Source organism: Stenotrophomonas sp. 220_Sma (genome assembly GCF_056487375.1).
The window spans coordinates 4,458,641-4,473,682 of the sequence record NZ_CM151348.1 but is presented as its reverse complement, the minus strand read 5'-3'; the positions used below and the strand labels follow the sequence as shown (position 1 = coordinate 4,473,682).

Below are 15,042 nucleotides of genomic sequence, written 5' to 3'. Positions count from 1 at the left end.
GTCATGCCGGAGGTGGGTGAACTGGGCCATGCCCGGTGGCGCGACCCTCGTCGTTGCCTCGCGGCGCACTGCCGCGGTGCGTTCGGCGGGATGCCTGGACGCTCACGGCCGGCAGTGTACCCCTATCGCAGGGCACGGACAGGCGCCGGCTGGAACCCAGCGTATCGTGATCGCTTCGATGGCCGGTATGTGTCGGATTTCACTGTCTTCCTGTACATGGGGCTGGCAGCGGGCGACACCAGCGCCTCTGGAAGGACCGTTCAAGTCCGGTGTTGCTGGGTGAAGGTCGAGCGTCTCTCGTATCTTTGAGACGGCTCATTCCGGTTTGCCCGCCCGAGTGCGTTAAACTGGGGCATTGTGCGGCGCGCGGACCCGGTGGTCCCAGCCTGCCAACCCGCCGCAGGGGCCGCAGTTTGCGACGGTGCCCCTAGACGATGAAGTGCCAGCCGCCTTACGGGCCGGCGGCCATACCAAGACGGACTCATGAGCGACAAACCGCTGACCGATTTGACCTTCTCCTCCTTCGAGCTGCATCCGGCCCTGCAGGCCGGCCTTGAAGGAGCCGGATTCACCCGCTGCACCCCGATCCAGGCGCTGACCCTGCCGGTCGCGCTGGCCGGCGGTGATGTTGCCGGCCAGGCCCAGACCGGCACCGGCAAGACCCTGGCCTTCCTGGTCGCGGTCGTGAACCGCCTGCTGAGCAAGCCGGCGCTGGCCGACCGCAAGCCGGAAGACCCGCGCGCGCTGATCCTCGCCCCGACCCGCGAACTGGCCATCCAGATCCACAAGGACGCGGTGAAGTTCGGTTCCGACCTGGGCCTGCGCTTCGCGCTGGTCTATGGCGGTGTCGACTACGACAAGCAGCGCGAGATCCTGCAGCAGGGCGTGGACGTGATCATCGCCACCCCGGGCCGCCTGATCGATTACGTGAAGCAGCACAAGGTGGTTTCGCTGCATGCCTGCGAGATCTGCGTGCTGGACGAAGCCGACCGCATGTTCGACCTCGGCTTCATCAAGGACATCCGCTTCCTGCTGCGCCGCATGCCGGAGCGCACCACCCGCCAGACCCTGCTGTTCAGCGCCACCCTCAGCCACCGCGTGCTGGAGCTGGCCTACGAGCACATGAACGAGCCGCAGAAGCTGGTGGTCGAAGCCGAGACGGTCACTGCCGCACGCGTGCGCCAGAAGCTGTACTTCCCGGCCGACGAAGAGAAGATCCCGCTGCTGCTGGGCCTGCTGTCGCGCAGCGAAGGCGCCCGCACCATGGTGTTCGTCAACACCAAGGTGTTCGTCGAGCGCGTCGCCCGTTCGCTGGAAAAGGCCGGCTACCGCGTCGGCGTGCTGTCCGGCGACGTGCCGCAGAAGAAGCGTGAGAGCCTGCTCAACCGCTTCCAGAAGGGCCAGCTGGAAATCCTGGTGGCCACCGACGTGGCCGCGCGCGGCCTGCACATCGACGGCATCAAGTACGTCTACAACTACGACCTGCCGTTCGACGCCGAAGACTACGTGCACCGCATCGGCCGTACCGCCCGCCTGGGCGAGGAAGGCGATGCGATCAGCTTTGCCTGCGAACGCTATGCGATGAGCCTGCCGGACATCGAGGCCTACATCGAGCAGAAGATTCCGTCCGAGCCGGTCACCAAGGAGCTGCTGACCGCGCTGCCGCGCCCGGAACGCCCGGCCCCGGCCGCAGGCGAGGACGGCGAAGAGAACGAGAGCGTTGGCCAGATCTTCCGGGAAGCGCGCGAAGCCCGCGCCGCCGAGGAAGAGCGTCGTGGCGGTGGCCGCAGTGGTGGCCGCTCCAGCGGTGGCCGCGGTGAGCGTCGCGACGGTGAGCGCAGCGGCGAGCGCCGTTCGCGTGGCCCGCGCAAGCCGCGCGTGGAAGGCGAGCAGGCTGCGGCCGCTCCGGTGGAAGGTGCTGAAGCCGCTGTCGCCCAGGCTCCGCGCCCGCCGCGTCCGCCGCGTGCCGAAGGTGCGGTGGATGGCGAGCGCAAGCCGCGCAAGCGTCGTCGTCGTCGCCACGGCCGTCCGGTCGAAGGTGCCGAAGGCGTGCAGGCCACGGCCGGCAATGGCGTCAGCCCGGTCACCCCGGTGCAGGTGGTGGCCAAGCCGGTGCGCACCGCGGCCGATACCGGTGATTCGTTCCTGACCCGCATCGGCCGCAAGATCCGCCGGATGCTGTCGGGCAACTAAGCCACCGCGGGTGGGTGCGGACCTTGGTCCGCACCGAGCCGAGCCCATGCTCGGCTCTACAGCCTCACGAGGCATGGTAGTGCCGGCCGCTGGCCGGGACCGGCATGCCGCGCAGGCGCCGGCCACGCAACCTTGTCGCATCTGACTCTGGCCGCGCCCGCCGGCTTCCATCCAAGCTGATGCCTCCCGCATCCGGAGGCGTCACGCGATGGCATCCGTACCCTGTTACGACGCATTCGATCTGCATTACGCGCAGCATGTGGCGGCCTCTGCATCCCGTCCGCTGGAACGCCGGACACTGCTGGAGCTGGCCGGTCCACTGCAGGGGCGGGATGTCATCGATCTGGCCTGCGGTTCCGGTGATTTCGGCCGCCACCTCCTGCTGCACGGGGCCCGTAGCGCCCTCGGCGTCGATCTGTCCGCCGCGATGATCGAACAGGCGCGCCGGCTTTCCGCGCAGGGCGGTGACGCCATGCAGTTCCTGCACGGCGACGCGACCCGCCTGGACATGCCGGCCCGCTTCGATGTTGCCGTGGCGGTCTGGCTGTTCAACCACGCCGATACGCTGCAGGAACTGGAGCGCATGTACCGGGCAGCAGCCAGCGTCCTCAAACCGGGCGGACGGCTGCTGGGCATCGTCACCCATCCTGCCTTCCGGTTGGCCAAGGGCGACTTTTCGCGTTACGGCGCGCGTATCGTCCGGCAGCAGGCGCTGGATGATCATCACCTGGTCGAGGTCGCGTTCGCCGATGCGGCCGTGGCCCGCGTCACCGACCATCAATGGCGCGCGGACCAGCACGAGCAGGCGGCCGCCCGCGCCGGGCTGCCCGGGCTGCAGTGGCAGGCGCCGGTGCCGACAGCGGCGGAATGCAAGGACCGGCCTCCCGGCTTCTGGGATGAATACCGCGACAACAACGCGCTGGTGGTCCTGCACGCCCGCAGGGAAGGGTAGCGCCCTGGCAGGTCCGGCGGGCGCAGCGGCAGATCGAAGATTCCGCCGGGCAGCGCCCGGCGCTACCGATCGGTGGCGCCGCTCCTGCATAATCGGGGCATGAGTGTCCTGCGCTTCGATAATGTCAGCAAACAGTACGCCGGTGGCCACGAGGCACTGACCGATGTCAGCTTCGAGGTCGCGCCGGGCGAGATGCTGTTCGTCACCGGCCATTCCGGTGCGGGCAAGAGCACCCTGCTCAAGTTGATCCACCTGGACGAGCGGCCCAGCCGCGGCGCGGTGGTGTTCGACGAGCGCAACCTGCTGAAGGTGCGTGGCGGCGATGTGCCGCGCCATCGGCGCGCAGTGGGGGCGGTCTACCAGGACCATCGCCTGCTGATGGACCGCTCGATCGCCGAGAACGTGGCGCTGCCGCTGATCCTGCGCGGCACCCGCCGTGGCGACATCAGCAAGCGCGTGCGCTCGGTGCTGGAACGGATGGGCCTGGGCCACCGCGAGAAGGCGCTGCCCTCGCAGCTGTCGGCCGGCGAGCAGCAGCGCGTCGGCATCGCCCGCGCGATCGTCGGCGAGCCCAAGCTGCTGGTGGCCGATGAACCAACCGGCAACCTCGACCCGACCCTGGCGGCAGAGATCATGGCCCTGTTCGCCGAGCTGCCCTCGCGCGGCACCAGCGTGCTGGTGGTCAGCCACGACCTGCCGCTGCTGCGCCGCATGCGCAAGCGCGTGCTGATCCTCGACCACGGCCGGCTGGTGGATGACATCTCGCCGCAGGACCTGGCGGAGTAACCGATGGCGAAGAACGAAAACAGCGAAGCCGCCGCCCCGTCGCGCGTGGGCGTCTGGTTCCAGCACCACGTGCACAGCGTGGTGTTCAGCCTGGGCCGCGCCTGCCGCAAGCCATGGGCGACCCTGCTGACGGTGATGGTCATGGCGCTGGCACTGGCCCTGCCGCTGGGCTTGTCGATCGCGCTGGACAACCTCAAGCAGTTCGCCGGCAGCGTGCAGCAGTCGCGCGACATCAACGTGTTCCTGAAGGGCAACGTCGATGGTCCCGGCGCGCTGCGCCTGGCGGGCCAGCTGCGCGACCGCGACGACGTGGCCGAAGTGAACGTGCGCACGCCCGAGCAGGGCCTGCAGGAACTGCGCGATGCCGGCCTCGGTGAGGCGATCGACGCACTCAACGACAATCCACTGCCCTCGCTGCTGGTGATCACCCCCGGCCAGGGCAAGGACGACGCGCGCCTGGCGCGCGCGCTGGAAAGCCTGCCCGAGGCCGACCTGGTGCAACACGATGCACTGTGGCGCCAGCGCCTGGATGCCTGGCTGGCGTTCGGTGCGCGGCTGGTGCAGGTGCTGTCGGTGCTGCTCGGCGTGGGCGCCGCGCTGGTGGTCGGCAACACCGTGCGTCTGGACATCCAGGCCCGTCGCGAGGAAATCGGCGTGCTGCAGCTGCTGGGGGCCAGCGATGGCTTCATCCGCCGCCCGTTCCTGTACCTGGGCGCGTGGTACGGCCTGGGTGCCGGCGCGGTGGCGCTGGCCCTGATCGGCGGCGCCGGTGCCGCGCTGCGCGTGCCGCTGGCCGAACTCTCCCGCAGCTACGGCAGCCCGTTCGTGCTGCACGGCCTGGACCTGCTGCATGGCAGCCTGGTCCTGCTCGGCACACTGCTGCTGGGCTGGCTGGGCGCATGGCTGGTGACCGGCCATTTCCTTCGCCAGACCCGCCCGACCGACACCTGAGACCGGCATGCAACCGCAAGCGCTGAAGCACCTTGAAGGGCCCGCGACGCGGGTGATGGTGGTCGATGGGTCAAAGCTGGTGCGCAAGCTGATCGCCGACGTCCTGCAGCGTGACCTGCCGGGCGTGGAGGTGATCGGCTGCGACAGCATCGAGGACGCACAGCAGGCGCTGGCACAGGGGCCGGTGGATCTGGTGACCACCTCGCTGACCCTGCGTGATGGCGACGGCCTGGCGCTGGCGCGGATGGTCCGCGAAGCCGCAGGCCAGGCCTATGTGCCGGTGATCGTGGTCTCCGGCGATGCCCAGCAGCACCTGGAGCAGCGCCGCTTCACCGAGTACGTCACCGACTATTTCGACAAGGCGCTGGGCCACGAGGCACTGGCGACCTTCATCCGCGGCTATGTGCAGCCGCAGACCATTCCCGGCGCCACCATCCTCTATATCGAGGACAGTCGCGTGGTCGCCGAGGCCACCAAGCGCATGCTGGAACGCCAGCAGTTGAACGTGCTGCACGTGGTCAGCGCCGAAGAAGCGTTCACCCTGCTCACCGCCGAGTCGCTGGGCCGCAGCCGCCACCGCATCGACCTGGTGCTGACCGACGTTACCCTGAAGGGCGAACTGAGCGGCCGCGACGTGGTGCAGCGGGTGCGCGTGGACTTCGGCTACGGCAAGCGCCGCCTGCCGGTGCTGGTGATGACTGGCGACGGCAATCCGCACAACCAGACCGGGCTGCTGCAGTCCGGTGCCAACGACCTGGTGCTGAAGCCGATCGAAGAACGGCTGCTGGTCACCAAGGTGCTGTTCCAGCTGCGGCTGGCCCGATTGAACGATGGACCCCTGATTCGATGATGGATGAAGCAGCCGACACCCCGACGATCCAGCTGGAACCGAGCTGGAAGCAGCATGTCGGCGATTACCTGTTGCAGCCGCAGATGCGCGAGCTGTCCAGCTTCCTGCGCCAGCGCAAGGCCAGTGGCGCGGCGGTGTTCCCGCCTGGGCCGCAGATCTTCGCTGCGTTCGATGCCACGCCGTTCGAGCAGGTGAAGGTGGTGATCCTCGGCCAGGACCCGTACCACGGCCGCGGCCAGGCGCATGGCCTGAGCTTCTCGGTGGCGCCGGGCGTGCCGGTGCCGCCGTCGCTGCTGAATATCTACAAGGAGATCGAGAGCGATCTCGGTATCCCGCGTCCGGACCACGGCTGCCTGATCCCGTGGGCGCAGCGGGGCGTGCTGCTGCTCAATGCGGTGCTGACGGTGGAGGAGGGCAAGGCCGGTGCGCACCAGGGCCGGGGCTGGGAAGGCTTCACCGACCACGTGGTGGATGTGCTCAACCGCGAACGCGAAGGCCTGGTGTTCATGCTCTGGGGCGCGTATGCGCAGCAGAAGGGCAAGGTCATTGATACCCGCCGCCATCGCGTGCTGAAGTCGCCGCATCCGTCGCCGCTGTCGGCCCATCGTGGCTTCCTCGGCTGCCGGCATTTCTCGATGGCCAACGAGTACCTGCAGCGCCGCAGCCAGGCCCCGATCGACTGGTCGCTGCCGCCACGCTCGGCGCTCTGACCGCCGGCGGGTGATCGGGGCTGAACGCCGAGCAACGTTTCCGGGCCTGAATGGGTCCTGCGGAAGGCCCGTTCAGCTCCGCTTGACCGGAATCGGCCGGTTTCCAGTAGGTAATTGCTTGAATTCCAAGGGATTGTGAATCCCGAAAAGCGTGCTCGCCACTGTCATCAAATCGCGCTACGGTAGGGCTCTGTTTGGGACCAGTGTTGCATCAATGGGATGCTGGAACTTTTTCCTCCTTTAGCAGTCCAAATGCCGGACTGCTAAGATGGGTGCCTATGAGCCAGAACACCTCTACTGCCCTTGTGGCAAACAATCTCCCGATTCCCAGTGCGCTCGGTTCGCTGGACGCCTACATCGGTGCCGTGCACCAGATTCCGGTGCTGTCGGTCGATGACGAACAGGACCTGGCCCGTCGCTTCCGCGACGGCAACGATCTGGACGCCGCCCGCGAGCTGGTGCATTCGCACCTGCGCTTCGTGGTGCACGTGGCCCGCGGTTACAACGGCTACGGCCTTGCCCTGGGTGACCTGATCCAGGAAGGCAACATCGGCCTGATGAAGGCGGTCAAGCGCTTCGACCCGGACATGGGCGTGCGCCTGGTCTCCTTCGCCGTGCACTGGATCCGTGCCGAGATGCACGAGTTCATCCTGAAGAACTGGCGCATCGTGAAGGTCGCCACCACCAAGGCGCAGCGCAAGCTGTTCTTCAACCTGCGCAAGTCGAAGACGCGCCTGGGCTGGATGAACGCGGCTGAAGTGAGCGCGGTGGCCAAGGACCTGAACGTGTCCGAGCGCGAGGTCATGGAAATGGAGTCGCGCCTGTCAGGTCGCGATATCGGTTTCGATGCGCCGACCGATGAGGACAACGAGCACGCGCCGCCGTCGCCGGCCGCGTTCCTGGTCGCCAACGACGAAGACCCGTCGATGGCCTACGAACGTGCTGACAGCGAAGACAACCAGATGCAGCTGCTGCGCGAAGGCCTGGCCGAGCTGGACGCCCGCTCGCGCGACATCATCCGCCGTCGCTGGCTGGATGCGGACAGCAAGGTGACGCTGCAGGAACTGGCTGACGAATACGGCGTGTCGGCCGAGCGCATCCGCCAGGTTGAAGCGAATGCGCTGAAGAAGATGAAGGCGCTGTTCACCGCGTAAGCGGGGTGGCGCTGGATTGAAGAAGGGCCCGGCAATGCCGGGCTTTTTCTTTTTGGTGGCGTTCTCATCCACGCATGGCGTGGCTCTAGTCTGACGCCAAAGCGGTGATTGCGCCGACCGGATCATGTGCTGGATGCTGATGTTCACGCCGTACCACGCAGTGGCACGGTATGATCATGCCACGCGTCTTCCGCACACGAAGTTTCAATCGCAGCATGCGCAGGACCACCCTGTCCGACGCTGCGCTGTACCGGTCGGTACGTGAAATGGAAGGGGGTCTGGTGGATGCTGATCTTGGCGGCGGAATCTTCAAGAAGCGCGTTGCCTTGCCGGGGCGAGGAAAGCGTGGGAGCGTCCGAACCATCGTCGCCACACAGCGAGGCGGGCATTGGTTCTTCCTTTTCGGCTACGAGAAGAATGAACGTGCTGCAATCACGAATGCGGAACGCGATGCGCTGCAGCTGTACGCATCGGAGTTCTTGAAAATGAGTACGGCGCAGCTGAATCGTGCCGTGCAGTACGGGGATCTACAGGAGATCAGCCATGACGAAGACCCCTGAGCGACGGCGCGCGAAAAGTGCGCTTCTTGAGGCGGTGCATGATGCGGCTGTGAGTCTGCACGCACATGGCTTCATCGATAAGCGTCGGTTGAGCAGCTACGAAGCGCTTTGCCTTGAGCCGGTCCCTGAATACAGCAGTGCCCAGATCCGTGCCCTGCGTGCGTCATTACAGCTCAGTCAGCCGGTCTTTGCTGGAGTTCTCAATACCAGCGTTTCCACCGTACGCAGCTGGGAACAGGGCGAGAAGAAGCCCAGCGGACCATCACTGAAGTTGCTGAACCTGATTGATCGGAAGGGACTCGAAGCAGTCCTGTAAAGCAAAGGCCCGGTTCTGCCGGGCCTTTGCTTTTCCGAGGTGTTCAATCCACGCACGGCGTGGATCTACTGCTGATTCCAGTAGAGCCACGCCATGCGTGGCTGCTCTGCTATCGCGTGGGCCTCAGCCTTCGCGTGCGATCGCGCGCCAGCCGATGTCGTTGCGGTGGAATTCGTTGGCCCAGCTGACCTTGGCCACGCCGGCATAGGCATTGGCCTGCGCGTCGCGCACGCTGTCGCCCAGCGCCGCCACGCACAGCACGCGGCCGCCGGCACTGACCACCTGGCCCTGTGCGTCCAGCGTGGTGCCGGCATGGAACACCTTGGCACTGGCCGGCACGTCGTCCAGGCCGGAAATCACGTCGCCGGTGATCGGCGATTCCGGGTACGGCCTGGCGGCCAGCACCACGCCCAGCGACGGGCGTGCATCCCAGTGCGCTTCCACCTGGTCCAGGCGGCCGTCGATGGCGGCTTCCACCAGCTCCACCAGGTCTGACTGCAGCCGCAGCATCACTGGCTGGGTTTCCGGATCGCCGAAGCGCACGTTGAATTCGATCACCTTCGGCGCGCCGCTGGCATCGATCATCAGGCCGGCGTAGAGGAAGCCGGTGAACGGGATGCCGTCGGCGATCATGCCCTGCACGGTCGGGTTCACCACCTCGCGCATCACGCGGGCATGCACCTCCGGCGTCACCACCGGGGCCGGCGAATAGGCGCCCATGCCGCCGGTGTTGGGGCCGGTATCGCCGTCGCCGACGCGCTTGTGGTCCTGCGAGGTGGCCATCGGCAGCGCATGCACGCCGTCCACCATCGAAATGAAGCTGGCTTCCTCGCCGTCGAGGAATTCCTCGATCACCACACGTGCACCGGCATCGCCGAACGCGTTGCCGGAGAGCATGTCACGCACCGCGTCTTCGGCTTCGGCCAGGGTCATTGCGACGATCACGCCCTTGCCGGCGGCCAGGCCATCGGCCTTGACCACGATCGGTGCGCCCTTCTCGCGGATGTAGGCCAGGGCGGCGTCCACGTCGGTGTGCACGGCGTAGAACGCGGTGGGGATGTTGTGGCGGGCCAGGAAGTCCTTGGCGTAGGCCTTGCTGCCTTCCAGCTGCGCGGCAGCGGCGGTCGGCCCGAAGATGCGCAGGCCGGCGGCGCGGAAGCGGTCGACCACGCCGGCCACCAGCGGTACTTCCGGGCCGACCACGGTCAGCGCCACGCCTTCGGCCTGTGCCAGCGCCAGCAGGCCGTCGATATCGGTAACCTTGACCGCCACGTTGCGGCACTTGTCTTCGCTGGCGGTGCCGGCGTTGCCGGGCGCCACGATCACTTCGGTGACACGGGAGGACTGGGCCAGCTTCCATGCCAGGGCGTGTTCGCGGCCGCCAGAGCCGATGACAAGTACGTTCATCACGAGATTCCAGATTGCGTGGGAAGGGAAGATCGATATCCCCGGCGGCGCGCGTGCTTCACTCGCAGCCTTCGCGTCGCAGCGATTCGGGGAAGGAATAGGCCCAGGTCTTCGGGTCCAGGGTGAAGCGGTGCTGCTGCCGGACCTGCTTGCCGCCACAGGTGGTTCCGGTTTCTTCGATCAGCAGCGGCCAGACCCGCGCGCTGCGGTCGCTGTCGTCGAAACGCAGTGCGAAATCGATGCTGAAACGGCGGGTGCGGCAGTCGTTGGCCGTGTCGGGGTCGGTGCTGGCGTCGCACTCGTACTGGGCGTCATTGTCGATATGGCTGCGCACGCTGCCACTGGCCACCAGGCCGTTCGGGCCCGGCAGGATCAGCGACTGCGAGAGCAGCGAGAAACCCTGCCCGAACCAGCCGTCCTCGACGCGGAAACCATAGAAGTCACTGCCGGCGCGGATGATGCTGGCGGTGCCGGGCTGGCCGCCGCTACCGAAGCGCTCGCCGGTCAGTTCGCTGGTCACCTCGAAGCCATCGCCCTTGGGGCGCAGCACGAAGAACTCGATCGTTCCCGGGTCGATGTGCGCGCCATCGACCAGCGCACCGCACACGGCCAACAACTGCTGCCAGCTGTCTCCGCTCACCACCGGTTGTTCCGCGCAGACCTGCCAGTCCACCGCATGGGTGTCGCCATCGTCGGTCCAGCTGCCGCGCCATTCAGCGGAGAGCTTGGCGTTGCTGCCGTAGCGCTGGACCAGGAAAGCCTGCAGTCGTGCGGTGCGGCTGACATGCTGCGCCGGTGAGGCGGGGGTCACTGCAGGCGCATCCACCTTCGGCGCCACGCTGGGCTCGCCGGCAGGCTTGCAGCCCGCCAGCATGGCCGCACCCGCGAGGGCGAGGGCGGCCAGCGATTTCATTGAAACTGTGGACATCCGTGTCGCTCCAGGATCAATGGCGGAAGTGGCGCACGCCGGTGAACACCATGGCCACGCCATGTTCGTCGGCGGCGGCGATCACTTCGGCATCGCGCATCGAACCGCCCGGCTGGATGACCGCCTTGATGCCGGCGGCGGCAGCGGCATCGATGCCGTCGCGGAACGGGAAGAACGCATCGGAGGCCATCACCGAACCTTCGACCACCAGGTTCGCGTCGGCGGCCTTGATGCCGGCGATGCGGGCCGAGTAAACGCGGCTCATCTGGCCGGCACCGACACCGATGGTGCGGTTGTCCTTGGCATAGACGATCGCGTTGGACTTTACGAACTTGGCCACCTTCCAGGCGAACAGCAGGTCGGTGAACTGCTTGTCGGTCGGCGCCAGCTTGCTGACCACCTTCAGTTCGTCGCGGGTCATGCCGCGGTTGTCCGAGGACTGCAGCAGCAGACCCGAGCCGACGCGCTTGCTGTCGAAGTTGTTCAGGCCATCGCCGTGCGGGATGCGCAGCACGCGCACGTTGGCTTTCTTCTGTGCGTATTCCAGCGCGGCCGGCTCGTAGTCCGGGGCAATCAGCACTTCCACGAACTGGCGGTCCAGGATCACCTTGGCAGTGGCGGCGTCCAGCGGCTTGTTGAAGGCGATGATGCCGCCGAAGGCGCTGGTCGGGTCGGTGGCGTAGGCCAGCTCGTAGGCGTCGCCGTTGCCGGCACCGACGGCCACGCCGCACGGGTTGGCGTGCTTGACGATGACGCAGGCCGGTGCATCGAACTGGCGCACGCATTCCCACGCCGCGTCGGCATCGGCCAGGTTGTTGTAGCTCAGTTCCTTGCCCTGCAGCTGCTGGAAGGTCGCCAGCGTGCCCGGCACCGGGTACAGGTCGCGGTAGAACGCGCCGCTCTGGTGCGGGTTCTCGCCGTAGCGCAGGTCCATCACCTTCACGAAGGTGGAGTTCATCTGCGCCGGGTACTCGGCACGTGCCGGTACGGCGGCGTCGGTGGCGGTGACCGCCGACAGGTAGTTGCTGATCGCGGCATCGTACTGGGCGACGCGGTTGAACGCGGCCACCGAGAACGCGAAGCGGGTGGCGGCCGACAGCTGGCCGTCGTTGGCGTCCAGCGAGGCCAGCAGCTCGGCGTACTGCGACGGATCGGTGGACACCGCCACGCGGGCGAAGTTCTTGGCCGCCGAGCGCAGCATGGCCGGGCCGCCGATGTCGATGTTCTCGACCGCGTCGGCCAGGGTGCAATCGGCCTTGGCGGTGACCGACTCGAACGGGTACAGGTTCAGCACCAGCAGGTCGATGGCGCCGATGCCGTGCTCGGCCATCACCGCATCATCCAGGCCCGAACGGCCCAGCAGGCCGCCGTGCACCATCGGGTGCAGGGTCTTGACCCGGCCATCCATCATTTCCGGGAAGCCGGTGACGTCGGCCACGTCCTTCACGGCCAGGCCCATGTCGCGAATGGCCTTGGCGGTGCCGCCGGTGGACAGCAGCTCCACGCCGCGTGCAGCCAGCGCGGTGGCCAGCTCGGCCAGGCCGGTCTTGTCGGAAACGGAGAGGAGGGCCCGGCGGACGGGCAACAGATCAGCAGTCATGGGACAGAATCGGCAGCGGAGCGGGGCCGATATTGTAGGCGGTGGGGGCCGGTGGCGGGCGCTGGAAGGGGCAATTTGCCATGGCAATCGACGTAAGGCCGGGTCGGGCACATCGATCCGGACCGGTCCGGGGGCTGGGCTGTGGACCGGAGCCGGGTTGTCGGAATCTGCCGACGATGGGGTAGGCTGTGCCCGCACTGCCAAGGATCAGCGGGTACGGATCATGTCGATCTATGCATTGAAAGGACGTTTCCAGGACCTGTTGCGTCCAGCCGTACGCGGTCTGTACCGCATGGGGATCACCGCCAATACGGTGACCGTGGCCGCCGCCGTGGTCTCGCTGCTGGTGGCTGCCGCCGTGTGGTGCTGCGCGCCGGCCCAGCCCCTGCTGTACCTGCTGCTGCCGCTGTGGATGCTGCTGCGCATGGCACTCAACGCGGTGGACGGCATGCTGGCCCGCGAGTTCGGCCAGCAGTCGAGGCTGGGCGCCTATCTGAACGAGCTGTGCGATGTGATCGCCGACGCGGCGCTGTACCTGAGCCTGCTCAGCGTGCCGGGCGTGCGCCCGGAAGCGCTGTGGCTGCTGGCCTGGACGGCGGCCCTGAGCGAGTACGCCGGCGTGCTGGGGCTGATGGTCGGTGCCAACCGCCGCTATGACGGCCCGATGGGCAAGAGCGACCGCGCGTTCGTCATCGGCGTGCTGGGCCTGCTGCTGGCGTTCGGCTGGGGGGCTGCGATGACTGTCACTGGCGTGGCCGCGGCCATGGCGGTGCTGTGCGTGCTGACGATGATCAATCGCGTCCGTCGCGGACTGCGGGAAGCGGCGGTTTCGCCGAATTAATCAAGCAGATACAAAAAGACAATCAGGAGATTGCATGCGTCAGGCGCAGGAACGGGAATTCCACAGCTTCGACCAGGTACCGCTGTTCTACCGGTACTGGGCGAGCACCACCGCGACCCCAGCCACCAAGGCTGTCGTGCTGCTGCATCGCGGCCATGAACATTCTGGCCGGGTCACCCACCTGGTCGATGAGCTGGACCTGCCCGACACCGCCTTCTTCGCCTGGGATGCACGCGGTAATGGCCGTTCGCCCGGCGCACGTGGCGATGCCCCGGGCTTCCCGGCGCTGGTGCGTGATCTGGACAGCTTCATCGCCCACATCGGCGCCGAGCATGGCATCGCGGTGGAAGACATCGTGGTGATCGCACAGAGCGTGGGGGCGGTGGTCGCCGCCACCTGGGTGCACGACTACGCGCCGCGCCTGCGCGCGCTGGTGATGGCTTCGCCGGCGTTCAAGGTGAAGCTGTACGTGCCGTTCGCACGCCCGGGCCTGGCCTTGATGCAGAAGCTGCGCGGCAATTTCTTCGTCAACAGCTACGTCAAGCCGCAGTGGCTGACCCACGATCCGGCGCGGGTGGAAAGCTACCGCACCGATCCGCTGATCACCCGGCCGATCTCGGTGCGCGTGTTGCTGGGCCTGTACGAAGCGGCTGACCGCATCGTTGCCGATGCGCAGGCGATCAGCGTGCCGGTGCAGCTGCTGGTGTCCGGCTCGGATTTCGTGGTGCACCGTGGCCCGCAGGACCGCTTCTACGAGCGCCTGTCCAGCCCGATCAAGGAGCGCGTGCATCTGCCGGGCTTCTTCCACGACACGCTGGGCGAGCGCGATCGGGCGCCGGCGCTGGCGCGTATCCGCAGTTTCATCCAGGCACGTTTCGCCGAGCCGCTGCGCGAACTGTCGCGGCGCGATGCGCACCGCCATGGGCCGACTTTCGAAGAATCGGAGATCCTGGCCTGGCCACCGGAACGCAACAGCCTGGCCGACCTGCGCTGGCGCGTGGTACGTGGCGGCCTGCGCTTCGGCGGAACGTTGTCCGAAGGCATCGCGCTGGGCCTGCAGACCGGATTCGATTCGGGCAGCACGCTCGACTACATCTATCGCGATGAGGCGCGCGGCAAGGGCCCGTTGGGGCGCATGGTCGATCGCAACTATCTGGATGCGATCGGCTGGCGCGGCATCCGCATTCGCGGCCAGCACCTGCAGGAACTGCTGCGCGACGCTGCCCAGCGCCTGCGCGGGCAGGGCACGCCGGTGCGCGTGCTGGACGTGGCCGCCGGCCATGGCCGCTACGTGCTGGAAGCGCTGGGCCAGGGCGAACAGCGCGCCGAGCGCATCGTGCTGCGCGACTTCAGTGATCTGAACGTCACCCAGGGTCAGGCCTTGATCGAGCGCCTGGGGGCGGCCGACATCGCGCGCTTCGAGCAGGGTGATGCGTTCGACCCGGCACAGCTGGCCAAGGTCGATCCAGCACCGACGCTGGCCGTGGTATCGGGCCTGTACGAACTGTTCCCCGACAACGATGCGGTGCTGCGCTCGCTGCAGGGCATTGCTGCGACGGTGCCGGCGGGCGGCTACCTGGCCTATACCGGCCAGCCGTGGCACCCGCAGCTGGAGTTCATCGCACGCGCACTGACCAGCCACCGTGGCGGCGCCGCGTGGGTGATGCGCCGCCGTACCCAGCAGGAAATGGACGAGCTGGTGCGCCTGGCCGGGTTCGAGAAGGTGGCGCAGCGTATCGACGACTTCGGCATCTTCACGGTGTCGCTGGCGCGCCGGACCGCGTGATGGCGACG

General features: G+C 67.2%; 14 protein-coding genes. 11 read left to right on the top strand and 3 right to left on the bottom strand.

The window, feature by feature from the left end:
• Positions 1-483: 483 nt before the first annotated feature.
• The 9 genes from rhlB to ACZLIB_RS20820 all read left to right on the top strand — a co-directional run bounded on the left by rhlB (position 484) and on the right by ACZLIB_RS20820 (position 8,472).
• A complete protein-coding gene (gene rhlB / locus ACZLIB_RS20860; RefSeq protein ID WP_164160925.1) occupies positions 484-2,193 on the top strand; it encodes an ATP-dependent RNA helicase RhlB in 1,710 nt (569 codons plus the stop codon).
• Positions 2,194-2,401: 208 nt separating this feature from the next.
• Positions 2,402-3,145 (top strand): class I SAM-dependent methyltransferase, encoded by a 744-nt coding sequence (locus ACZLIB_RS20855; protein ID WP_110713942.1) that lies wholly within the window; start codon positions 2,402-2,404, stop codon positions 3,143-3,145.
• A gap of 99 nt (positions 3,146-3,244) precedes the next feature.
• Positions 3,245-3,931 (top strand): cell division ATP-binding protein FtsE, encoded by a 687-nt coding sequence (gene ftsE / locus ACZLIB_RS20850; RefSeq protein WP_049424090.1) that lies wholly within the window; start codon positions 3,245-3,247, stop codon positions 3,929-3,931.
• Positions 3,932-3,934: 3 nt separating this feature from the next.
• Entirely contained in the window at positions 3,935-4,882 is a 948-nt protein-coding gene (gene ftsX / locus ACZLIB_RS20845) for a permease-like cell division protein FtsX (protein WP_153854667.1), read from the top strand.
• Between the two features lie 7 nt (positions 4,883-4,889).
• Entirely contained in the window at positions 4,890-5,732 is an 843-nt protein-coding gene (locus tag ACZLIB_RS20840; RefSeq protein ID WP_005411271.1) for a response regulator, read from the top strand.
• Positions 5,729-6,442 carry a uracil-DNA glycosylase gene (gene ung / locus ACZLIB_RS20835; protein ID WP_110713940.1) on the top strand — a complete coding sequence of 238 codons (714 nt, stop codon included), beginning with the start codon at positions 5,729-5,731 and terminating at the stop codon, positions 6,440-6,442. The genes ACZLIB_RS20840 and ung overlap by 4 nt, the downstream gene beginning before the upstream one ends.
• 278 nt (positions 6,443-6,720) lie before the next feature.
• On the top strand, positions 6,721-7,596 hold the full coding sequence (gene rpoH / locus ACZLIB_RS20830; RefSeq protein ID WP_006473441.1) for an RNA polymerase sigma factor RpoH: 876 nt from the start codon (positions 6,721-6,723) through the stop codon (positions 7,594-7,596).
• Positions 7,597-7,811: 215 nt separating this feature from the next.
• Positions 7,812-8,156 carry a type II toxin-antitoxin system RelE/ParE family toxin gene (locus tag ACZLIB_RS20825; RefSeq protein ID WP_239496504.1) on the top strand — a complete coding sequence of 115 codons (345 nt, stop codon included), beginning with the start codon at positions 7,812-7,814 and terminating at the stop codon, positions 8,154-8,156.
• A complete protein-coding gene (locus ACZLIB_RS20820) occupies positions 8,140-8,472 on the top strand; it encodes a helix-turn-helix domain-containing protein (RefSeq protein ID WP_014038700.1) in 333 nt (110 codons plus the stop codon). The genes ACZLIB_RS20825 and ACZLIB_RS20820 overlap by 17 nt, the downstream gene beginning before the upstream one ends.
• A gap of 123 nt (positions 8,473-8,595) precedes the next feature.
• Here ACZLIB_RS20820 and purD read toward each other — a convergent pair whose 3' ends face one another.
• From purD to purH, 3 genes are read right to left on the bottom strand one after another with little or no spacing between them, the layout of a single operon-like run.
• The gene (gene purD / locus ACZLIB_RS20815) at positions 8,596-9,879 is read right to left on the bottom strand and encodes a phosphoribosylamine--glycine ligase (RefSeq protein WP_110713938.1); all 1,284 of its coding nucleotides are present in this window, start codon (positions 9,877-9,879) and stop codon (positions 8,596-8,598) included.
• A 58-nt stretch (positions 9,880-9,937) separates the two neighbouring features.
• A complete protein-coding gene (locus ACZLIB_RS20810) occupies positions 9,938-10,807 on the bottom strand; it encodes a hypothetical protein (protein WP_180847465.1) in 870 nt (289 codons plus the stop codon).
• Between the two features lie 16 nt (positions 10,808-10,823).
• Positions 10,824-12,407, bottom strand: coding sequence for a bifunctional phosphoribosylaminoimidazolecarboxamide formyltransferase/IMP cyclohydrolase (purH, locus tag ACZLIB_RS20805; protein WP_478468612.1), 1,584 nt, complete (start codon positions 12,405-12,407; stop codon positions 10,824-10,826).
• 223 nt (positions 12,408-12,630) lie between these two features.
• Here purH and ACZLIB_RS20800 point away from each other — a divergent pair, with 223 nt between their 5' ends.
• Positions 12,631-13,248, top strand: coding sequence for a CDP-alcohol phosphatidyltransferase family protein (locus ACZLIB_RS20800; protein WP_049401748.1), 618 nt, complete (start codon positions 12,631-12,633; stop codon positions 13,246-13,248).
• A gap of 34 nt (positions 13,249-13,282) precedes the next feature.
• Complete coding sequence (locus ACZLIB_RS20795; RefSeq protein ID WP_049401747.1) at positions 13,283-15,034, top strand: bifunctional alpha/beta hydrolase/class I SAM-dependent methyltransferase; 1,752 nt, start codon at positions 13,283-13,285, stop codon at positions 15,032-15,034.
• Positions 15,035-15,042 lie beyond the last annotated feature (8 nt).